The sequence below is a fragment of the Niabella hirudinis genome (assembly GCF_051201075.1).
GTDB lineage: Bacteria > Bacteroidota > Bacteroidia > Chitinophagales > Chitinophagaceae > Niabella > Niabella hirudinis.
In genome coordinates, this window is sequence record NZ_JBPEHJ010000005.1 from 291,204 (window position 1) to 313,614 (window position 22,411).

Sequence of the window (22,411 nt, forward strand, 5' to 3'; positions counted from 1 at the left end):
CCGCCAAAAGCGGGATCGCACACTGCATCGTTCCGGTCATCCATCATCTTACTAAGCCCTCTTTTCTCCCATCTCCAAAGGAGAGGGGCCGGGGGTGCCGCTAAAACAGGTCGTTATAAGTAATACTCTTATCGTGCTTGGTATATTCCACCGGCCGCTTTGCAAAGAAATCATCGAGGCTGTTGGCAAATACTTCTTCCTCAAACCATTGCATGGGACGGTATTCTTCCTGCGAAACATTGAACTGCTTCCGGAAACCCAGTTTTTCAAAGCTCTCATCCACCCGGAACTTCATAAAATTGAGCAGGTTGGTTTTACTGATCGTATCAATCTCTCCTTCGGAAAAGATCCAGTCGATAATACGACCCTCTACTTCAATAGAATCCCGTACCAGGGCCATAATACGGTATTCCATAGCTTCATCGATCAGCTCGGGGTACTCTTCCCGGATCTTATTGATCAGGTATACACCGGCATTGGCATGGATCTGCTCATCAACGGAGGTCCAGGCAATAATATTGCTTACATTCTTCATCAACCCGCGAAAACGGGTAAACGAAAGGATGATGGCAAACTGGCTGAACAGGGAAACGTTCTCGATCAGGATCGCAAACAGGATCAGGGACAGGGTATATTCTTTAGGATCGGCAGATTTTGCATCCTTTAATGCTTCGGACAGATATTTGATACGTTCTGCAATTACCGGCTCTTCAATCAGCTTGGAAAATTCATCATTATAGCCCAATACTTCCAGCAGGCGGGAATACGCCTCCGAGTGCCGGAACTCACATTCCGCAAAGGTGCTGCCCAGGCCGTTGAGCTCGGGCTTGGGCATATGATTATATAAATTACCCCAGAACGATTTTACCGCTACTTCGATTTGCGCAATTGCCAGCAGGCTGTTTTTAATGGCATTGCGCTGTGCAATGTTGAGGTGACTGTGAAAATCCTGTACGTCTGCCGTAAAATCCACTTCCGAATGCACCCAAAACGATTTGTTGATTGCTTCTGTAAATTTCAAAACCTCCGGGTACTCAAAAGGTTTATAATTCACGCGTTTATCAAATAAGCCCATATATAATATTCTTGTTCTTTAAAAAATCAGTTCCTTAAACGCCGGGAGCAGAGACGACAGTTACCCCTTTGGAAATACTGCTATTTCCTACCGGAATAAAATACTGCTTTCTGCCCGAGAGCATTGTATTAATGACAAATAAGGGAAGGCTTCAGCGGCATCATTTACCAAAAAAGCCGACTACAAATTAATCGTATAAAGTTGAGACGTGGGAAACTTGTTATACACAGGCTGTGGAAATATTTTAAGCCTTGTTTTGTAATTTTCCAATGCGACTATCCAGCAAATTTCTTATTTTATCCACAGCCCCGTTGAAGGCGTGATCTACGGTATCTGCAAAATGGGTTACGGCATCGGGGTGCAGGTTACGGGGGCGTACTTCAATGGTGCAACGCTTATCATGCGTACCGCTTTTACCGCTGTTTTCATCTCCAAAGAAAACTTCAACAGTTGTTATATATTCGCTGAAACGGTGCAGTTTCTTTGCTAATTCGGCGCTTACTTTTTCTAAAAAGGCTTCGGAGGCTGTAAAATGATTATCCGTGTTCAAACGTATTTCCATCTTCTGAATGATTTAGTATACCCATATTACAATTGGGAGCGTAAAAGGTTGGAGTGTACAACAATCAGATTTGAAGATTTGAGAATGTGGTAATGAGTATCCTGTAAAAAATGATTTTTCATTTTCAAATCTTCAAATCAGTACACTCTCAAATTTCTTCATATTTCTTAAAAACAGACGTAGCAATATGGCCGCCAAATCCAAATGTATTGCTCATGGCGTACCGTACTTCTTTTTGTTGTGCCTTACGCAGGGTCAGGTTAAACAGGTCCTTAAAAGCCGGCTCAATTTCGGTGGAGTTAATAGTCGGCGGCACTATATTTTCCTGTACGGACCGGATGCAGGCAATGGCCTCCACCGCCCCTGCGGCGCCCAGCAAATGCCCCGTCATGGATTTTGTAGCGCTGATATTGAGTTTGGTGGAGGCACCAAATACCCGCTCTGCTGCTTTCAGTTCGCTCAGGTCGCCCTGGTGGGTAGAGGTGGCATGAGTGTTCAGGTAGTCGATATCCGCAGCGGTAATACCCGCATCTTCCAGCGCAGCCAGCATGCCCAGGCGGGCGCCTTCACCCTCGGGGTGCGTACCGGTAAGATGGTAGGCATCCGCAGCCATGCCGCCACCCACAACTTCGGCAATAATGGCAGCTCCCCGGCGTTTAGCGCACTCCAGCTCTTCGAGGATGATCGCTCCGGCGCCCTCGCCCATCACAAAGCCATCCCTTGTTACATCAAAGGGCCGGGAAGCAGTAGCGGCTTCCTCATTGTTGGTCGACAGCGCCTTGGCTGCATTAAAGCCCCCCACGCCGGTTTCATTAATGGCCGCTTCGGAACCTCCCGTAATGATCATATCGGCTTTTCCCCATTTGATATAATTGAAGGCGTCAATAATGGCCGTATTGGAAGTAGCACAGGCAGAAACAGTGGTGAAATTAACCCCCCGCAACCCGTATTTGATGGAGATGATGCCCGAAGCAATATCCACGATCATTTTGGGAATAAAAAAGGGATTGAACCGGGGCGTGCCATCGCCCTGGGCAAACTCCATTACCTGTTGCTGAAAGGTTTGGATGCCTCCGTTGCCCGATCCCCAGATCACGCCAATACGGTCGCGGTTCAGCTCTTCAAAGGAGATGCCGGCATTCTGTACCGCTTCTGCTACACTAATCAGCGCATATTGGGTATACAGGTCATAACGGCGCGCCTCCGCCTTCTCAATAAAGGTAAGCGGATCAAAATTTTTGAGCTCACATGCAAACCGGGTCTTAAACTTTGATGCATCAAATTTCGTAATGGGCGCCGCGCCGCTAACACCATTGATCAGCGCCTGCCAGAAATCATTCACATTATTACCAATGGGCGTTAATGCACCCAGCCCGGTTACTACTACACGTCTCATTTTTTTCTTATTAATTCGTTAATTAAAGTCTGCTTTATGTCGTCGAAATCCTTTTTGCCGGTAACCCGCGTCAGTTGCAATGCCGCAATCATATTTGTAGTGATCAGCAGCGCTTTGGTACGTACCGGCAGCTCAAAGAAAAATACCCCGGTACGCTTTCCTTCTTCCAGTATACACATCAGCCAGTTGAGCACCTGCTGCACCATTTGGTCAAGCGCCTCCTGTATTGCAGCATCTACAGTATAAAAGTCTGTGGCCAGGGCACCTACCAGGCAAATCCGGTCTTCCTTGCGGGCTGCAATATACACATTGAAAAAGGCTTCCAGCTTTTCCATTACCGGCCGGCCCGCCAATTCCTGCCGCAGCCGGGCAAACCGCTCTTCATAGCCTGTAATAATAGCCAATCCCAATGCCGTTTTTGTGGGAAAATGATAGTGGACTGATGCATTTTTTATATGCAGCTGGCGCGAGATATCAGCAAAACTAAAGGCATTATATCCCCGCTCCCTTAAAAGGGCATCTCCAATACGCATAATCTCCGAGCGGGTATTCACCGGCCAAAGATACCTACCTATTAGTAGGTAGACAAATATTTTTAGCGGAAATAAGGCAGCGGGTCAGGATCCGGTCGTCTTATCCGGTTGGTTCAGCCAAACCACCTGCTGGTTGGCCGTATGCGCCTTTCCAAGAATGTCTTTGTACAGATCTGGTCTCCGGGCGTTGATATACCGGTGCCCCCCGGCTTTTTGCAGATGTTCTTTATACAATCCCGCGGTGACAAAGCCATCCTCAAAAAAATGGCATTCGGCTACCACATCGCCATACGGATCAATGATCATGGAACAACCATTCTTTAATTGGTCATCGTCCATGCCAACCGGGTTCGAAAAAACAACATATACCGCATTGTCATAGGCTCTTGCGGGCAGCCATTTCATCAGCCAGTCGCGTCCCTTCATACCATCAAATTCCAGTCGCAATGAAGTAGGATCCTTCTCCCGGTCATACCAAAGCTGCGGATCCACAAAACCGGCACCGGGCCTGGTGGAGGGTGTGCACATGGTTACATGCGGCATAAAAATAATCTCGGCTCCCAGCAGGCGGGTAGCTCTTACATTTTCAACAATATTATTATCATAGCAGACGAGGATCCCGCATTTCCAGCCCATGATGTCAAATACACAGTAGGCATCGCCCGGCAGCAGGTGCGGATTGATAAATGGATGCAATTTGCGGTACTTTGCCACCAGCCCGCTTTTATCTACACAGACATAGGCCTTATACAACCGGTCCTGTTCATCTTTTTCAAACAGCCCTGCCAGGATCGTGATATCATTATCTGTGGCAATCTGCTGCAAGCGCTGAATACTTTCTCCCTCCGGAATGCGTTCGGCGATGGCCGCAAGTGCTTCACGGGAAAGATGCCTTGCAAAAGTGTAACCCGTAATGGAGCATTCATGAAAAGCGATCACCTGCGCTCCTGCGGCGGCGGCTTTGCAGGCAAGTGATTCGATCACTGAAAGATTATAAGCCTTATCCCCGCTCCGGTTTTCAAACTGGGCGGTAGCGATCTTCAGTCCATCCATAAAATATCGTTTTGCTACAAAGGTCACGAATAAGCGCGCTTAAAACTTCATGCATTGTACTTTTTCGCCACTAAGGCAGCAAGGCACTAAGACTCACTAAGAACTTTGAGCCTATATAACTTCTTTGTGTTTCTTCGTGGCTTCGCGCCTTCGTGGTTTTCCCGCCACTAAGACAGGAAGGCACTAAGACTCACTAAGATTTTGAACCCTATAACTTCTTTGTGGTTCTTCGTGGCTTCGTGCCTTCGTGGTTTTCTCGCCACTAAGGCAGCAAGGCACTAAGACACACTAAGAACTTTGAGCCTATATAACTTCTTTGTGTTTCTTCGTGACTTCGCCCCTTCGTGGTTCTTTCGCCACCAAGGCACTAAGACACCAGGACGCACTAAGAACTTTGAACCTTATAACCTCTTCGTGGTTCTTTCGCCACTAAGACAGGAAGGCACTAAGACTCACTAAGATTTTGAACCCTATAACTTCTTTGTGTTTCTTCGTGGCTTCGCGTCTTCGTGGTTCTTTCGCCGGGGATATTAATGCTTGAAATGCCGCATGCCCGTAATCACCATCGCCAGGTTATTTTGCTGTGCATATTCAATGGAATCCTTGTCGCGGATAGAACCACCGGGCTGAATAAAGGCTTCAATACCTGCCTGGTGCCCGATTTGTATACAATCATTGAATGGGAAAAAGGCATCACTGGCCAGTACGGCACCTTTCAGATCAAAGCCAAATTGTTTGGCTTTCTCGATTGCATGGCGCAACGCATCAACACGGCTTGTTTGCCCGGCGCCTTTACCCACCAGTTGCTTATCTTTCACCAGCGCAATGGCATTGGATTTTAAATGCTTGCCGATGATATTGGCAAATTCCAGGTCTGCTTTCTCCGCCGCTGTGGTTTCGCGGCCACCGGCCTCTTTCCACTCGGTATAATTGCCTCTATCCTGCTCCTGGATGAGCACCCCGTTGAGAACGGATTTGTTTTGAACACCCGGCTTTAAGCCATCCCCCTTCAGTTGTAAAAGGATCCGGTTCTTTTTAGATTTTAAAATATTCAGCGCGGCCTCATCAAATGCAGGCGCTATCAGTACTTCAAAGAAAATTTCGTTGATGGCATTGGCAGTTGCCTCATCCACGGTACCATTGGTTACCAATACGCCGCCAAAAGCGCTTTCGGGATCACCAGCCAGCGCATCCTTCCAGGCATCACTTACCGCAGCCCTTGCTGCTACCCCGCAAACATTGGTATGCTTAATGATAGCAAACACGGCTTCACCCCGGCCCTCTCCGGAGGAGAGGAGGTTAAACTCGGCGATCAGCTGCACAGCCGCATCCACATCCACCAGGTTATTATAAGAAAGCTCTTTACCGTTTAACTGGTTAAACAACTCCTCCAGGTTGCCATAAAAGGTACCCGATTGGTGCGGGTTTTCGCCATAGCGCATGGCCTTGGGGCTGTTTACGGATTGTAAAAAATAGGCTCCGCTGTTGCCGTTAAAATAATTGGAAATAGCTACATCATAATGTGCCACAATCTCAAACGCCTTTGCAGCAAAGGATTTGCGCTGTTCAATAGAGGTTTCACCGTTTTGTGTCTTTAACAGTTCTTCCAAACCGGCGTAATCTTTTTTGGCGGCTATTACCACAACGTCTTTAAAGTTCTTGGCAGCCGCACGGATCATGGAAGGGCCGCCGATGTCAATTTTTTCGATGATCAGTTTTTCGGCCTCCCCCTGGCCCCCTCCAAAGGAAGGGGAATTTGCCGCGGCTAAAGTTTCTTCAAAAGGATACAGGTCCACAATTACCAGGTCAATTTCGGGGATCTTGTATTCGGTCATCTCCTGGATATCCGATTCAAGGTCCCTCCGCCCCAAAATGCCTCCAAATACGGATGGGTGCAGGGTTTTTACGCGCCCGCCCAGGATAGAAGGGTAGGTAGTCAACTGCTCTACCGGAACCACCGGGATGCCCAGGTCTTCAATGAATTTTTGCGTTCCGCCGGTGGAATAGATCGTAATGCCCAGCCGGGATAATTCCTTTACAATGGGTTCCAGCCCATCCTTATAAAAAACGGAAATGAGTGCGGATTGTATCTTTTTGTTCATAAAACTGAATTGGAATGCTTATTGAGCGGCAAAGGTAAGCGTTCAAAGGTTCATTACAAAAGCCCCTTTCTCCACAACATTATGACAGGGTATCTTCAATGCATCACAATCGCGCTGCCAGTAGCGGGCCTTCCACGCCGGTACCGATCCGTCAATAACAATCTGAAGGGGCCGGATCCGCCCGATGAGCTGTGAAATATACAGCCGGGGGTTGCCGGAAAGCACCACAACAGCTGCATCGCCGCAGCTATCAATCATACCCGCAGGCTGATTGATCAGCACTACCTTTTTGCCGTAAAAAATAAACGAACGATCGCTACTGTCGTTAAGGTTGCAGGTTTTTCCGGTTCCCCGGAGCCGGTGCAGGGTTGCCGAAGGCTGAAATACATTTCTCCGGATCAGCGGATCTGTTGCTGCAGCCGGGTCGGCAATAAGAAGATGGTTCCGGCCACTGACCAGGTCAATCGCACCGGCCCGGGGTATGTTGTATACGATCAGCTTCGCCTGCCGGTCTGCCTGGTAAAAAGAAACCGTTCTTAAAATAAAGATCCCGCACAGGGAGGCTGCGGCTATCCATAGTCCCGCTTTTCTCTTTTGTATCCATACCATCCCCATACCCGTTGTGAAAATGTAAAGCAGAACCACCTGCGGTATATTTAATAATAATCCTTTCCACAAAGCAAAGGGATGGCGGGCCAGGTTTTCCACGATCCCATTCATCCACCAGATCAAACCACTTAAGACCTTACCTGCAAAAGCAGCCAGTGGACCAAAAGGAGCCGCGCAAACCAGCAATAATTCGCCGATCAGCACTACGCTGGACACTGGCACTACCAGCAGGTTAGTGATCAAAAAACAGAGGGGAAACTGGTGAAACTGGTAAACGGCTATGGGCGTGGTCAGTACCTGGGCTGCTATACTTACCGCACAGAGCTGCCAAACAGCATCCATTAATTTATTGTTTACCGCAATGAGCCGGTATAGCGGCTTATAGAAAATAACAATGCTCAATACAGCAGCATAGGAAAGCTGAAACCCCGCATCCCACAGCCAGTAAGGATTGCAGCAAAGCAATATGAAAGCCGATGCGGCCAGTGTATTATAGATGGAGGCATTGCGGTTCAGCATTTTTCCCAGCTGGATGCAGGTAAACATCACAGCGGCGCGGATAATGGAGGCGGCTCCCCCTGCCAGTAAGCTGAACATCCATAACACACTTAAAATAATGAGCCCATGCAGCCAGCGGGTTTGCTTCCGTTTCCGCAGCGGCTCCAGGAACAGATTGAGCAACCAGTAAACCAGGCCCAGGTGCATACCGGAAACGGCAATTACATGCACCACCCCGGTATCGCTGTAGGACTGCAACAATTCCTTATCAACATCATCCCGGTAGCCGATCAGCAGCGCCTCTGCCAAACCCAGCTCTCTGGGCCCATTTATATGCTTTTTTAAAATGCCAAGAATGGACGATCTTGTCTGATACAACCACCGGTCCACCGTAAAACCCTGATCAGCCTGCCCTCTTACAAAATCGCCGGGGGCCAGGTACACCTGGTGTGTGATCCCGTTAAACAACGCATACCGTTTATAATCGAAAGCCCCCGGGTTGCCGGAGTTGCGGATCTCCTGCGGTTGTTTCTCAAAAAACAGCGGGTCTCCTGCCTTGAGTCTGCTGATACCGGCGTCTTTTTGAAAATAGATAAGGACCCGTCCGCGCACCGGAAGCAGGCTGTCGTTGCTGATAAGGCAGGTTATAGCCGCTTCGGCCTTATAAGAGCGGTTCTTTTCGACGGGCTGTTCCGAGAGCGTTGCGCGGAAATACGCTCCCGGTATATACCGGTGCGGAAACCAGTCCCGGTGCCTTCGCACATCCTTTGAAGCAGCAATCAGTATGCCCAGGCAGAGCAACAGCGGGCCTACCAGCAACCCCTGCAGCCACTGGAGCTGCAGCCGCCGATACGCCGGAATGTATCGGTATAGCAGGATCAGGAGGCCTACCAAACTCAACCCTCCAATGCAAAGGGCAACCGGTACAACAGTATACCAGTATAGAAGAATTCCACCTGCGAACGGGAGCAGCAATTTGATAAACGGAACCCTTGCTAAGAAGAGGTTGGTGGCGGGTAACATAGGCATTGTGTTAGCCCTATGAAGTTACGAAAACTTTATATATTGTCATACATTTCATTACTTATCAATTTCGGGTTATTTATTATATTTGATTCATTAACCGTCTCCAATGACCAATAATATACGTTGCATATGTATCGATGATGAACGAGACGATTTATTGCTACTGAATGAATACCTGAAAACGGAACCTCTGCTAAACTGTGTTGGTTGTTTTGATGCTCCCTCCGATGGTCTGCAGGCCATTATTTCGCTGCAGCCCGATCTCGTTTTTTTTGATATAGAAATGCCCGGGGCTAACGGGATGGAAATTTTGAGACAGCTGCGGGATAAGATCGAACTGGCCGTTTTTATTACATCGCACCCGGAATTTGCGGTAGAGGGTTTTGCGCTTTCAGCCTTCGATTATATATTAAAGCCAATTACCGGTAACCGGTTTGCGCAAACAATCCTGCGACTCAAAGATTATTGGGCCATGAAACAGAAGGCCGTTACTCATGAGCTACAGCAGGAGAAAAACATATTGTTAATAAGCGAGGGACATAACAAAATAAGACTGCCTGTTAATGAGATCATTTACCTGGAAGCCATGCAAAATTATACCAAAATTGTAACGCCGCACCGAAACTACCTGACACTTGTCGGGTTGAATGATTTCCTGACCCGGTTGCCCCACAACAGCTTCCTGCGCATTCATCGCAGTTATGCTGCCGCCCGCCATAGAATAAGAGAACTGCGTTCCCCCGGGTTGCTTATTTGCGACAATATGGAATTGCCCATCGGTAAAACTTACAGGGTTGCTGTAGAAAATGAAATTTCAATTTAACAGGAAAGTATACTTTTTTAAAAACGAAAGTTTTTTAGCCTCAATAAAACTACATACAAACAAGATTTTATACCATGCTACAGCGTACCTTATTTCTTGGTTTAATTACGCTATTAGCGGTTACAAAAACATTTTCGCAGAGAGATGCACAGAACCTCCTGCGTATTTCCAAAATCTGCGACTCTTTAAATGCAATTGAAGCGTATAATGAGACATTGAAAACGGCACGATATGCGTTAACAATTGTGCCCCCAACTGACTATTACAATCTTTCCTTATTCAATTTCTACATCGGCGCCTGTTATCAGGGTAAAAATGGTGACACCTCCATTTTGTATCTGGAAAAATCGTTGTCTTATGCCCGCCGCTCGGGTAAACCAAAGCGTATTATCAACGCATTGGAGCGTTTGCTGTACATGTATAGCGCGATGGATGGGTATGCCCGAAAGCGCGATGGGGCCGCCAGGGAAGCGTTATATATCATTGATACTACACGCAATAATGTAACAAAGCGACAATTCTATAATGCGTTAAACAAGTATTACGAAATATTGGGCTTACGCGAGCAGCAGATGAATGTGATGCTTGCCGAACTGGAAAGCTTTAAAGAGGATTTGAAATTAAATAGATATGATGGTGCCGACTCCTCTAATATCGGGGTGTGTTATATCAATATAGCCGGGCTTTATATTGATTTAAAACAACCCCAAAAAGCATTGGAATACCTGAGGCCATCAAAAATATTTATTAATCAATATAAAGTAGCCATTCTTCATTTTTATAAAAACACAGCCGATGCTTATTTGCAATTATTTCAACCAGGTACTGCCAGGCTGTACTACGATTCGCTCACCAACTTTAACCGGAAAGAATATGGCCCGCCCGATGACAGGAACAACAACTGGGATATAAGAATGTTGTCAGACCTTTCTTTTTCCGACTATTACCTGAAGCATAAAAAGATTGATAGCGCTCTTTTGTATATGAATACAGCACAAGCCCTTATTGGTGCATCCGTTATCGATACGCTCCAGGTTGCCGGGTTTAATTACCAGATGGGCAAAACTCTTGTTGCGGCAAAAAACCATAAGGCGGCATTCGTGTATTTGAAAAATGCAGAAAAAGCAGGGTTGGATATGGGACCAGAACAATACGCCGATGTACTTGGAGAACTGGCAAAATGCTATGCGGTATTCGGGCAATGGCAGATGGCTGCCAATTGTTATGCACGTTATGTTCCTATCAAAGATTCGCTATATGCGGTAACTACGCAGCAAAGCCTTGCCAATGCCGAAGCCCGGTTTCAAAACAAAGAAAAGCAGCAGCAGATCAATGCACAGCAACGGGACCTTGGTTATGCGCGGCAACAGCGCTGGTGGTTTATAATTGGCCTGGGATTAACAGGATTAATAGCAGTGCTGTACATTATCATCTACAGGAATAAAAAAAGAACGGCCGATTTATTGGATGAGAACAATAAAAAACTGTCACAATTGAATAACGACCTGGAAGAAGCCAACCGTACCAAGGCAAAGTTATTTAGCATCATTGGTCACGACCTGCGCAGTCCGGTAAAGCAAGTCTATCAGTATCTAAAGCTGCAGAAACTGAATGTACATACCGAGGAGGAGAAAGCTGAACGTGCTGATAAAATTGAGGCTGCTACCGAATCTCTACTGGAAATGATGGAAGATTTACTGTTGTGGAGCAAAACACAAATGAACGAATTAAAACCAGGACTAAAACCCATAGAACTATTACCTGCGTTGCAACCGGTAGAACGACTGGCGCAACTAAGCGTGGAAACCAAGGCCATCCGGTTTGAAAACGACATAGCTCCCGGCATAATCGTTATTGCCGACTTTAATTTTCTGCAGACTATTTACCGCAACCTGTTGCAAAATGCCATTAAAGCTTCGCCGCAAGGCGGCACAATTATGGTGACAGCCCATATCAAAAACGGCAGCACTATACTATCTATTCAAAACAGCGGTCGTTCATTTACGCAGGAGGACTTTGAAAAACAATTACAAAGCGGACATACGACCCAAACCCTTAACGGGCTGGGACTGCAGCTGGTACAAGAGCTATCAGAAAAAATGAACGCTACGGTTTGCTTTACATCCACAGGAGACAATGGCACTATTGCAGCCATCACTTTTGCGGCCGGTCACTGATATCTTTTTTCCTTCGTCAATTTAAACGGGGCTTTCGTCAATCAAAAACCCATACAGGCAGTATGACCGGGTAGGTTTGTGATGCAATGAAATTTGTGCATCATATAAACCCAGCCATGAACAGACTTATAATGATAACGCTGCTGATTACTTCATCCTTCCTGTCCTGTAAAAAAGATAAGAATGAAGCCGGGCACGAAAAGAAAATCCTGCTGACACGCACGAGTACTACTTATACATACGATGGTTCCAATATGATAACCGAATATGCCTACGATGATCATGGGCGTATCGTTACCGAGCTGGAAGACAAAGGAACAACCAATGAACAACCTATTACCTACACGTATGACAGCAAAGGAAATATTGCCGCCCGGAAATTTCCCGCCCGCGGTAATTTAAGGAATGAATATTCCTATGACAATATGAACCGGATGACGGCGGCCCAAACCTATTTGGAAGATGGCAGCAAAGGTGATGCAAGTGCTTATACCTATTACAGCGACCGCATTGAGGAATCAAGGACCTACAAAAGTGGCCGTAGCGATAAGCAAATATTAACCTACACTGCAGATAAAAAAAATATTGCCAGCTATAAATGGTATGATACAGGAAATAATTTACGGTTAGAGATTACTTATACTTACGCTAATATTAAAAATCCGCTTAGGAATGTAAATCCATTCACTCCGTATAACAGCATTAATCTTATAGAAAAGTCAGTGGTTATAGATTATGATGACCTTAAAAACCCTGTTACAGACACCTACACAACAACCTATGTGGCCGGCGCAAATGGATATCCGTCCGGCATCACCGAGATGTTAAACGGTAGGGAAAAATCTACCACTACATACGAATATATTGTACAATAAAACGTCTCATCTGCCAAATAAAACCATCAAAAGTAAAAATTATATGAAAAGAACTATGCTATCGCTGCTTATATGTGTCCTCGTTTTTTCCTGTTCTAAGAAAAAGGACGATGCCCAACGCGATTATTCCAAAACGTATATTGGCTTCTGGAAAGGGCCTTATGTAAATACCGGCAATGGGTCTGAGGGTACTATTGCACTTTTATTTAATAGCAATGGAACACTTTGGGTTTATGATTTGGGTAAGAGCGGTAACACCGCCGATACCGCTACGACCCAAGGGAAGTTTTCGGTTGCATACACCGTTACCGACAATAAGTTTTCAGGATCATCTTCATTGAGTGGTCAGATAAATGAACCCACTGGCGAACTATCCGGTAAAATGGACGCGGGGCCGGATATTACCGTCACATTTACAGCAACCAGGCAGCATTGACTTAAACAAAACAGATCACCTGGAATCGTCATAAAAGTTTCCGGGCAAATTCATACCGAAGGCGATGGTTCCGAAAGTTTCCGGGATCCTGCAAAATTCTATCTGATAAATAAAAACATAAAAATATACAGATGAAAAAGACAATACTTGCCGCAATTGTTGCGCTACTGATGCTGAACAGCCAGGCACAGCTTAAACCAATAGATCCGCGTATCACAAAAGCCGCGGAAGAAAAAAAACGGGTGAACAAAATACTGAATGCTAAGCTGACTAAAATAAGATTGATCGTATCTGATTACAACGTTACGCCAGCGTCCTACAATAAGCGGAAATTCATAGTAAAAAGTGCTAAATCAGGAGGATTTTCCTATGATTATTATTTTGACAAAACGGATCCGGTATATTATAATGACGGCAGTAAATCATTATACTGGCAATTTGACCGTAAGGAGCAATTAGTAACCTACAAAGATTTAATGAATGAGGGTTTTGTGGTTACTGTGGAACTAAGATTTCCTCAAAGAGATAAAACAAACCCCTATGAGGCAACTTTTGCGGCGGATTTTATTTTTAGCGACGGGAACCATGTTATAGTATCCATGAAAGACCCGATTATGATAAAGGGCTACCCCCAGATACATTTTAAAAACCCTCATATAGTATACTTTAGCAAAACCTTTGCCGGCCCAACACCTGTAATACCCGATCCTGAAATCCCCTTCGTTGCTCCTGCGGCTCCAAAATGAACGCATCAGGAGCTCCGGTAAAGTCTTCTTTCAAATTCATCTTTAAAAATAGTCGTAATGAAACAAATCATCCTATTGCTCATGTTCCTGCTGAATATAGCAACATCAGCACAAACCGTTGGCAAAAAGCTGGAAAATAAAGCAAATGAGACGGTAGATAAAGTTATCGACAAAATTGATATTGATACAATTTTATCGCGGAAGAAAAAAAAGAGCAAAAAAGTGCCGGAAAAGATCGCCCCCGGGGGATCCGAAGAAAGCAATACGGAGCAGCCCACAGTGGCTCGGGAGCGTATAGCTCAGAAACCTGAAAGCCAGGGCACCGCCTCTGTGGCGGAAAAATCCGGTAAATATATAATGTACTACCAGGATGTAATGATGGGTGACCAAAGTAATACCAAATTCGGGCCCTTCTTTGTGCCATCAACGGGTGAATGTGTAGATGTGGAATCGGCAGGCGAAATACAAAAAGATGTAGCGATGGTTTTATTCCGGGGCTATGGCGGCTCGCTCATTCTTACGTTTCCCGGTAATGCGAAAGAAGCAGATTTGTCTATCAGTTACGATGAAATTGAAATGTTCAAAGAAAGTAACGGGGGTATGGGCAGCTGGGAGCAGGAAAACATCAACTCCGGCCAGTTATACAAAGGAAGCATGAGCGGTGATGCATTTGAAAAGCTGGTGCAGGCAAATAGCTGGAAGTCTTTTAACACTGCGTATGCCAACAATATGGATGGCATGTACGGCGAATACAGCAGTCCGGTAGCAGGTGTGTATAGTATAAAATTCAGTAATTCCTTAAGAGCGCCGCTTATGCGAATAAAAAATGTAATCCCCAAAAGTGCCAAAGGCGGCAGTATAAAATTTGATATTATTGTGGAGTGTAAAAAATAAGGAGTTGAATTTTCGGGCAATTGTGGTATTTGAAAGCTACATTGCGCCACAGCATCATCAATCGGATCAACCCTTTTAACACGCATATAAATAAAATACCAGGCCTTTTTCCAAAGACACCTCCATTGGACCAACCTGCGAACTTTTACTTTTTCAGCGTCTGCTCAAAAAGTTTGAAGATGCGCCGGTATTCATCCGTCCAGCTTGCCGGTTCTACAAACCCGTGATCTTCCATGGGGTAGGATGCCAGTTCCCAGTGCTCTTTTTTCAACTCCATCAGGCGTTGTGCCAGCTTCACAGCATCCTGGTAATGTACATTCACATCCACCATACCGTGGCAGATCAGCAGGTTCCCTTTTAATCCGCCGGCAAAATAAAGGGGCGAGCTGCGGTGATAGGCGATGCTATCCGTAAATGGTTCGTTCAGGATATTGGAAGTATAACCATGATTGTAATTGGCCCAGTCTGTAACCGGCCGTAGTGCTGCACCGCTGGCAAAAACATCCGGCGCAGTAAACAAGGCCATCAGTGTCATAAATCCTCCATAGGATCCCCCGTACAGCCCTACTTTTGCAGGATCGATCTTATAGGTATCAGCCAGGTATTTTACAGCATCCACATGATCCGTCAGATCTTTCCCGCCCATATAGCGGTAAATACCCGTACGCCAGTCGCGCCCATAACCCGCACTGCCACGGTAATCGATATCCATCACATAATACCCATTATCCGCCAGCAGGTTGTTGAACATATATTCCCTGAAATAGGAGCTCCACCATTTATGCGCGTTCTGCAGGTACCCCGCACCATGCACAAAAAGCACCGCAGGCATACCGGGCCTGGGGTTTTCCGGCTTGTATACCCTTGCATATACGGGCGCTCCATCCCGGGCTGCAAAGGAAATCACCTCCGGTATGCGCCAGTGATACTGCATAAACGCTGTTGACTGCGCCTTATGTGTAATCTGCACAGGTTTTGCTCCTGCTTTGTTTTCCTGCAGAAACAGCTCCCAGGGCCTGTTGATATAAGAATTCCTGATAGCCAGGTATTTTTCGTCAGGAGCTATAGTTACCTCATTGGCTCCCTCAAGCGTTGTAAGTTTTTGAGCTGTCTTTGTTTTTATATTCAATTTATAAAACTGCTTTTCACCCGGGTGCACCTCGTTGGTTGTAATATAGAAGGATTGCCTGTCGTTGGAGAGTTTTGCGTCCTGTACTTCGTAGTTGCCCTTGGTTAATGCAATCTTAGCGCCCTGCAGAACGGAGCAGGTATACAAATGCGAATAGCCGGTGGCCTCACTCTGAAACCAAACTGTCTGGTCATCGATCCAGCCGGTAGCTCGGGGACTGATACCGGGACCGCCGATCCAGGCATCGTCATGCTGCCGGTCCACCGGTTTCAGGCTCCCTGTTGCAGTATCCATTAATAGCAGCCAGCGATCCTTATTATCATCTGCGTATACATCCAGCAAGGCATAGCGGCCATTTGGTGACCATTCAACACCCCATACATTTACATTACGAAGAGCATTATCCCTCTGCATTTTTTGCCACTGCAGCGGGTAATCCTTTACGTATGCGGGTATATCCCGGATGCCGGGTATCTGCTCCATGTTGATCTTACAGGCGGTATCTTTTATGCGGTCATAAACAAAGAACCGGGAGTAACCCTGCGGGCTCCCTACTTTTGTACGGCCGGGAATATCGGTGGTATAGCCGCTTTCCGTTACATAATCCGGTACAATGGTCCTTTTCCCGTTCCCTGTTGTATACAACTGGTAGGTTACAAACCGGCCATCGGGACTGATGACCGTACCCGTCAGCTGGCTTCCACCCAGGTAAACCGGTTTGGGACCGGATAGCGCTGCAGCTTTACGGTAATTTTCACTGGCGGTCCGTTTGTCATTGCGCTCCCGCAGTATATCCATCGTGGCCAGTTGTTCCTTTTTTAACCATTCCTCTTCTGCGTTTCCTTTTTTATCTTTATCGGCCGGGGCGTCATTGGTAAAATTGGTCAGTTGCTGTAAAGCCCCGGTAGCTATTTCCCAGGAGTACAGGTTCTGACCGCGGTTATAAACAATCCTTGTATCATTAAAGCTGAATACAGGGTTATACTCCCCCTCCAGTGTTTGAGTAACGCGCGTGATCCTGCCGCCGGGTGCCCGGTAGTAAATATCCCCGTCTTTTGTCCAAACCGCAGCAGACCTCTTACTGTTATAGCGCAATTGGTATTCATATACAACCTGGAGCTGTTCATTCAATGCCAGCTTATGCGGTGTTTTATCTGCTATAGTAACCCGGTACAGCGAGTCGGCAGGATTGCGGTCTGGGTTCCAGTTAAAGAATAAGGAGCGGCCATCATTCGCCCAGGCTATATTATCACCGGGGGAGGTTCCCATCCATTTGGGATCGCGCATAATTTGCTCCACCGTTAATGCACCGGCAGGATTTTGTGCTACCGCTGCAAAAGCAGTCATCATCGCAATGGTTGTTGTCAATAATCTCTTCATCCCGTAAACAGAAAAATTTATTCTTTGATACAAATTTAAAGCTTTCGCTCTGCGGCGCTTTTATCTCTTTCCGCCTTAAACTCCGAACCGGTTTTCCATCCCGGCCATACATGCCCGTAAGCTAACCGTTTACCCACCATAAAAAGCAATTGCAGATCATCTATGGCGCCGCCCAGGTCCCAGGATTTGTTGTACTCATCGGAGGGCTCGTGATAATGTTGCGCGTTAAATTCCTCCTGCATTTTCTTACCATATTCATTTCCCTTACCCACTACATCAATCCCGAAACCCTGCGCCAGTGCAGGTATTCCGGCTTTTGCAAAGCTGAAATGATCCGACCGGAAATAATGCCCGGCCTCCGGTGTAGCATCATAAGAAATATAGCGCCCCCGCTTTTCGGCGGCTTCCTTCAAAAGATCTTCCATATCCGATTGCCCCTGCCCTATCACCGTAATGTCTTTTGTTTTGCCATAGTTGTTGACTTCATCCACATTTAATACTGCCACCGTTTTTGCAACAGGATAAACGGGATGCTGCGCATAATAGGCAGAGCCCAGCAAACCCTGCTCCTCGGCAGTTACAGCCAAAAAAACGATGGTACGTTCCGGAGGCGTTTTGAGGCTCTTCCAGGCCCGGGCAAACTCCAGCAACGCAGCGGTGCCACTGGCATTATCCACTGCGCCATTATAAATGGAATCACCGCTTGCATCCGGCTTGCCAATACCCAGGTGGTCCCAATGGGCCGTGTAAAGCAGGTATTCATCCGGGTATTTACTGCCGGTGATCTTTGCGATCACATTATGCGATTTACTGTAGGTAACCTTTGTCCTGATGCTGGTAGAAACAGTTTCATCCAGGGGCACTGCTTTAAACCCGGGGATATCTGCTTTAGCGATAATGCCCGTGTCCTGCCCCCCGGCAACGATCAGCTTTTTGGCTGCTTCCATGGAAATCCAGCCCTGGGCATCCAGTAGTTTTTCGTTTTGATTGTCCAGCCGCAGCTCCGATTCATTCCAGCCGTTCTGCACTACGCTGAACGGATAGCTGGCCGCTGCGGTGCTGTGGATCACCAGGCAGCCCCGGGCGCCCTGCCGGGCTGCTTCTTCAAATTTATAGGTCCACCGGCCGTAATAGGTCATGGTTCTGCCTTTGAACAGGGTGGTATCCCCGTTATTAAAACCGGGATCATTTACCAGTACCATTACGATCTTTCCCTTCACATCCAGCCCCTCATAATCGTTCCAGTGATATTCGGGTGCTACCACCCCATAGCCGGCAAAAACTACCGGCACATTATGCAGGCTGACCACTGCATCCGTTTTGGGTGCAGACAACACATACTCATCAAAGCCCTGCAGCTGCAGATTTCCATTTGCTGCAGTTACCTGCATCAGGGAATCCGGTTGTGACAGGATATCGATCATTGGCACGTCCTGCAGGTAACTATCGCCGTTGCCGGGCTGCACCCCAATGGATTGAAACTGCTCCTGCAGGTAGGCAATGGTCTTTGTTTCGCCCTCCGTGAACGGTTTGCGCCCCTGGAACGTATCCGATGATAGAATCTTAATATGCTTTACAAGGCTATCTGCATTAAATACCGACAGCCCTTCCTCATCATTACCAGTATTCCCGGGGTTGTTACAGCCCGCAAAAACCAATGCGATAAGCGCAACGGTGAACAGTTTACAATTCATTGAATAATAGTTAAGCGATTATACTTCGCAAGGAATGCACTGGTAATTTTTATAAATCCGGGGAGTTCATTTTTCATCCCCGGATCAGTATAACTGTCGGCCGTCAGACCGGCTAAATGCTAATCGCTGATTTCATTTATTTCTTCCCGATCCGGAACAGTCTTCCTTTTTCTCCATCGCTGATGGCATACAGTGCCCCATCTGCACCCTGTACCACATCCCGGAACCGTTGTTGCTGATCCGTCAACAGTCGCTCTTCTCCTACTACTTTATTATTTTCGATCACCAGCCGTACAATATGCATACCGCTGAGCGCTGCTATAAACAAATTATTCTTCCATTCGGGTATCAGGTCACCACTATAAAAGGTAGCACCGCTGGGCGATACCACAGGATCCCAGTAATAAACCGGCTGCTCCAGCCCATCCTTTTGGGTAATACCTTCTCCAACTTTTTTACCACTGTATTCCAGTCCATAAGTGATCGTTGGCCATCCATAGTTTTTTCCCGGCTCAATACGGTTCACCTCATCCCCTCCTTTGGGGCCAAACTCATCCTCCCAAAGATCGCCGGTAACCGGGTGTATGGCCAGGCCCTGCACATTGCGGTGCCCATAGGAGTAAATTTCCGGCCGGGCATCTGTTGCATTAAATTTCGGGTTACCGGGGGCCGGCTTGCCCTCTTTAGTAATCCGCAATACCTTGCCCAGGGCAGAATTCAGATGTTGCGCCTGGGGGCGCGATATAGTATCTGAGCGCTCGCCCGTACTTACAAAAAGATTTCCTTCTTTATCCCATACCAACCGACCGCCATAATGCAGTTTGCTGGGAAATGCCGGCAGTCCCTGGTAAATAACAGTTGCTCCTTCGATCGTCTTTTCGTCTGCAGCCAACTTTCCCTTACCTACAGCGGTTAAGGTTCCCGGAGGAACATTCTGCGAAAAAGTAAAATAAATAGTGCGGTTTGCAGCAAAATCCGGATCAACAGCCACATCCAGCAACCCGCCCTGCCCATCACTGTTTACCTTGGGCAGGCCCGTGATGGGTGCACTCAACTGCCCTTCGGCAGTAGCAATGCGAAGGTCGCCCTTCCTTTCTGTTATCAAAAAGCGCCCATCCGGCAAACTGGTGATTCCCCAGGGGTACACCAGGCTGTCAGTAAGCATTTTCACCTCCAATGGTGTTTGGGTTTTTACTCCTTTTATGCGGGTTTGCCCTTCAAATGCCGGCTTATAATCACTGTTGGGGTTTTTGGTTTCCACAGGATTAGAGGAAGAGTCTGCCACTTCGCCGGCTGTTTTTTCGCCATGCGACTGATCAGAATTACAGGCTATGAACAGGGATGCTACCAGTACCCCTGTCATCAGTGGTTTAACATGAAAACTCATTGTGTAATTTTTTAGACGACTTAAAAGTAGCACAATTCCATTTAAAAGTTTGATGTTTGATGTTTAACGTTTAATGTGCGATGTAAACGGGTTTAGCATCTGATAGCAGGCCTGGCAACAGGCAACATCAGGCATTTGCACATCTTCACATCGTCACATTTTCACATTCCCACATTTTCATATTTTCACATTTTCAAATTATTTAAGGCCGTTTAAAAGCTTTTTACGACTTTTGCCGCTGCAAAAACTTAATTTGGGTTTCTTTTGAACAGAAAAGCAATATACGGTCTTCTCATTGCGATCATTTTACCGCTCACCTGCTACTTTATCATCGGGCATTACGCTGATCAGGCGGTGGTATTGCCGCAGCGTTTTTTTCCGGATTCCATCAACTCCACCTTAAAGGATGGTAAAAAGGTTTCGGATACCGTATGGCATCGGCTCAGCAATTTTAAGCTGACGAACCAGCTGGGCGAAACGGTAACCCTGGACAAATACCAGGGGAAAATCATCATTGCCGACTTCTTCTTCACCCATTGTCCTACCATTTGTCCGCCGCTTACCCAAAACATGAAGCGGCTGCAGGGTTCCATCACCAATTCCGAACGGGTGGGTGACCGCACCAATAGTGATGTACAGTTCATCTCCTTCAGTATTGATCCGGAGCGCGACTCGGTGCATCAGCTCAAAGCCTGGGCAGATCGCTTCCAGATCAACCCCCAGCAATGGGACCTGCTAACGGGTGATAAAAAAACAATTTACGACCTGGCGTTAAAAGACATGCGCATCGGGCTGGTAGATGGCAAGGGTATTGATACCAGTTTTATTCATACAGATCATTTTGTACTGATCGATACCAGCCGGGTTATCCGTGGATTTTACCATGGACTTGACAGTGCTTCCCTGGCCAAAATTTCGAGGGATCTTGTACTGCTGACGCTGGAAAAAAATCCCAATGAAAAAAGCGCATTATCGGGACAGCTAAACCTGCTGGCCATTGTGTTTTTGGTTGCCGCCGTTCTCGTAGGCTTATTCCTGATCCTGTTTAAAAAGAAAAAAAATGTTGCCCCCATCGTGGACCAAAAATGATAAGAAAGCCCGGCTTCTTATTTATACTTTTTCCGTAATCGTATTCGCCATTATTGTAGCCCTGGGGCGGGTAAAGCTGGATGTTGAACCAGGTTTTGACGTGCATATTTTCGCGCTTATCAATGCCATTATCAACTCCATTGTTGCAGTGCTGCTGGTTGTGGCTCTTTTTGCTGCCAAAAGCGGCCGGCACCGGCTGCATAAGCGGCTGATGCTAACGGCTATGGTGCTTTCCATGCTCTTTCTGGTAAGCTATATTGCCCATCACCTGCTGGCGGGCGATACCAAATTTGGAGGTACGGGCGCCATCCGCTTTATTTATTATTTCATCCTTGGCACTCATATTCCGCTCGCGGGCATCATCCTGCCATTTATTTTGTTTACGGCATACAGGGGATTGATTGGCGAATATCCCCGGCACCGGAAAAATGCCCGTATTACCTGGCCTATCTGGTTTTACGTAGCGGTAACCGGCCCCATTATCTATGTCTTGATCAGTCCGTATTATTAAAGCTTTATACAAGACCTGACAGGCATCTGTTATTCAGTGTCCCGTTCATTCAAACCGGAGATTATATTTCCGGGACCAATCGCTGTACTGTGCAGCAGGCGAACAGTGCGCTTACGATGCTTTTTTGGCATATTGGCAAGCGCATCAATAGAGACGTACTCCAAAACAGACGGGCGGCTATGGCAAACAGATCCTGTCCGAATTAGCTATACGGCTAACAGCCGGCTACGGTCGCAACTTTGAAGAAAAAAACCTGCGCAGAATGCTACAGTTTGCAGAATACAAGCAATCATTCGGCGCTTCAGGACAATTTCAAAGATCCTTACTTCCTGAATTTCCAATTAAAAGCGGCGGGGTAGTTTAAAAAGAACAATTGTATTCGACTATCTTCGCCCGGAAATTAATATTTTGATCAA

Annotated in this window: 18 protein-coding genes and 1 pseudogene; 9 read left to right on the forward strand and 10 right to left on the reverse strand. The window is 46.7% G+C overall.

Annotated features, from left to right (window positions below; genetic code table 11):
• Nucleotides 1-100: 100 nt before the first annotated feature.
• From GGU45_RS12095 to GGU45_RS12125, 7 genes are all read right to left on the reverse strand, one after another.
• Nucleotides 101-1,075, reverse strand: a complete 975-nt coding sequence (locus tag GGU45_RS12095; protein ID WP_435225042.1) for a ribonucleotide-diphosphate reductase subunit beta — start codon at nucleotides 1,073-1,075, stop codon at nucleotides 101-103.
• 244 nt (nucleotides 1,076-1,319) lie between these two features.
• Nucleotides 1,320-1,637 carry an HPF/RaiA family ribosome-associated protein gene (locus tag GGU45_RS12100; protein WP_435225043.1) on the reverse strand — a complete coding sequence of 106 codons (318 nt, stop codon included), beginning with the start codon at nucleotides 1,635-1,637 and terminating at the stop codon, nucleotides 1,320-1,322.
• A 148-nt stretch (nucleotides 1,638-1,785) separates the two neighbouring features.
• Nucleotides 1,786-3,033, reverse strand: a complete 1,248-nt coding sequence (gene fabF, locus GGU45_RS12105; protein WP_435225045.1) for a beta-ketoacyl-ACP synthase II — start codon at nucleotides 3,031-3,033, stop codon at nucleotides 1,786-1,788.
• Nucleotides 3,030-3,566, reverse strand: coding sequence for a TetR/AcrR family transcriptional regulator (locus tag GGU45_RS12110; protein WP_435225046.1), 537 nt, complete (start codon nucleotides 3,564-3,566; stop codon nucleotides 3,030-3,032). Before GGU45_RS12110 ends, fabF begins: the two co-directional genes overlap by 4 nt.
• A gap of 84 nt (nucleotides 3,567-3,650) precedes the next feature.
• Nucleotides 3,651-4,619, reverse strand: coding sequence for a nitrilase family protein (locus GGU45_RS12115; protein ID WP_435225048.1), 969 nt, complete (start codon nucleotides 4,617-4,619; stop codon nucleotides 3,651-3,653).
• A gap of 530 nt (nucleotides 4,620-5,149) precedes the next feature.
• The gene (purH, locus tag GGU45_RS12120; RefSeq protein ID WP_435225050.1) at nucleotides 5,150-6,721 is read right to left on the reverse strand and encodes a bifunctional phosphoribosylaminoimidazolecarboxamide formyltransferase/IMP cyclohydrolase; all 1,572 of its coding nucleotides are present in this window, start codon (nucleotides 6,719-6,721) and stop codon (nucleotides 5,150-5,152) included.
• 42 nt (nucleotides 6,722-6,763) lie between these two features.
• Nucleotides 6,764-8,851 carry a ComEC/Rec2 family competence protein gene (locus GGU45_RS12125; RefSeq protein ID WP_435225051.1) on the reverse strand — a complete coding sequence of 696 codons (2,088 nt, stop codon included), beginning with the start codon at nucleotides 8,849-8,851 and terminating at the stop codon, nucleotides 6,764-6,766.
• A 109-nt stretch (nucleotides 8,852-8,960) separates the two neighbouring features.
• Here GGU45_RS12125 and GGU45_RS12130 point away from each other — a divergent pair, with 109 nt between their 5' ends.
• The 6 genes from GGU45_RS12130 to GGU45_RS12155 all read left to right on the forward strand — a co-directional run bounded on the left by GGU45_RS12130 (nucleotide 8,961) and on the right by GGU45_RS12155 (nucleotide 14,805).
• Entirely contained in the window at nucleotides 8,961-9,677 is a 717-nt protein-coding gene (locus tag GGU45_RS12130; protein WP_435225053.1) for a LytR/AlgR family response regulator transcription factor, read from the forward strand.
• 74 nt (nucleotides 9,678-9,751) lie between these two features.
• Nucleotides 9,752-11,854, forward strand: coding sequence for a sensor histidine kinase (locus GGU45_RS12135; RefSeq protein WP_435225055.1), 2,103 nt, complete (start codon nucleotides 9,752-9,754; stop codon nucleotides 11,852-11,854).
• 116 nt (nucleotides 11,855-11,970) lie between these two features.
• Nucleotides 11,971-12,729 (forward strand): hypothetical protein, encoded by a 759-nt coding sequence (locus GGU45_RS12140; RefSeq protein ID WP_435225056.1) that lies wholly within the window; start codon nucleotides 11,971-11,973, stop codon nucleotides 12,727-12,729.
• A gap of 43 nt (nucleotides 12,730-12,772) precedes the next feature.
• Nucleotides 12,773-13,165, forward strand: coding sequence for a hypothetical protein (locus GGU45_RS12145; RefSeq protein WP_435225058.1), 393 nt, complete (start codon nucleotides 12,773-12,775; stop codon nucleotides 13,163-13,165).
• 131 nt (nucleotides 13,166-13,296) lie between these two features.
• Nucleotides 13,297-13,911: a hypothetical protein gene (locus tag GGU45_RS12150; protein WP_435225060.1), complete on the forward strand. Its 615-nt coding sequence runs from the start codon at nucleotides 13,297-13,299 to the stop codon at nucleotides 13,909-13,911.
• Between the two features lie 57 nt (nucleotides 13,912-13,968).
• On the forward strand, nucleotides 13,969-14,805 hold the full coding sequence (locus GGU45_RS12155; RefSeq protein WP_435225062.1) for a hypothetical protein: 837 nt from the start codon (nucleotides 13,969-13,971) through the stop codon (nucleotides 14,803-14,805).
• 145 nt (nucleotides 14,806-14,950) lie between these two features.
• Here the strand turns inward: GGU45_RS12155 and GGU45_RS12160 are convergent, their stop codons facing one another.
• The 3 genes from GGU45_RS12160 to GGU45_RS12170 form a co-directional block, all read right to left on the reverse strand.
• Nucleotides 14,951-17,314 (reverse strand): alpha/beta fold hydrolase, encoded by a 2,364-nt coding sequence (locus tag GGU45_RS12160; protein WP_435225063.1) that lies wholly within the window; start codon nucleotides 17,312-17,314, stop codon nucleotides 14,951-14,953.
• Nucleotides 17,315-17,349: 35 nt separating this feature from the next.
• Complete coding sequence (locus GGU45_RS12165) at nucleotides 17,350-19,008, reverse strand: M28 family metallopeptidase (protein WP_435225065.1); 1,659 nt, start codon at nucleotides 19,006-19,008, stop codon at nucleotides 17,350-17,352.
• Nucleotides 19,009-19,144: 136 nt separating this feature from the next.
• A complete protein-coding gene (locus GGU45_RS12170; RefSeq protein ID WP_435225066.1) occupies nucleotides 19,145-20,395 on the reverse strand; it encodes a PQQ-dependent sugar dehydrogenase in 1,251 nt (416 codons plus the stop codon).
• Nucleotides 20,396-20,659: 264 nt separating this feature from the next.
• Here GGU45_RS12170 and GGU45_RS12175 point away from each other — a divergent pair, with 264 nt between their 5' ends.
• The 3 genes and pseudogenes from GGU45_RS12175 to GGU45_RS12185 all read left to right on the forward strand — a co-directional run.
• Complete coding sequence (locus GGU45_RS12175) at nucleotides 20,660-21,484, forward strand: SCO family protein (RefSeq protein WP_435225067.1); 825 nt, start codon at nucleotides 20,660-20,662, stop codon at nucleotides 21,482-21,484.
• The gene (locus tag GGU45_RS12180; RefSeq protein ID WP_435225069.1) at nucleotides 21,456-21,995 is read left to right on the forward strand and encodes a DUF420 domain-containing protein; all 540 of its coding nucleotides are present in this window, start codon (nucleotides 21,456-21,458) and stop codon (nucleotides 21,993-21,995) included. Before GGU45_RS12175 ends, GGU45_RS12180 begins: the two co-directional genes overlap by 29 nt.
• Nucleotides 21,996-22,170: 175 nt before the next feature.
• Nucleotides 22,171-22,359 (forward strand): annotated as a pseudogene (locus GGU45_RS12185) (hypothetical protein); the annotation flags it as partial.
• Between the last annotated feature and the right edge of the window lie 52 nt (nucleotides 22,360-22,411).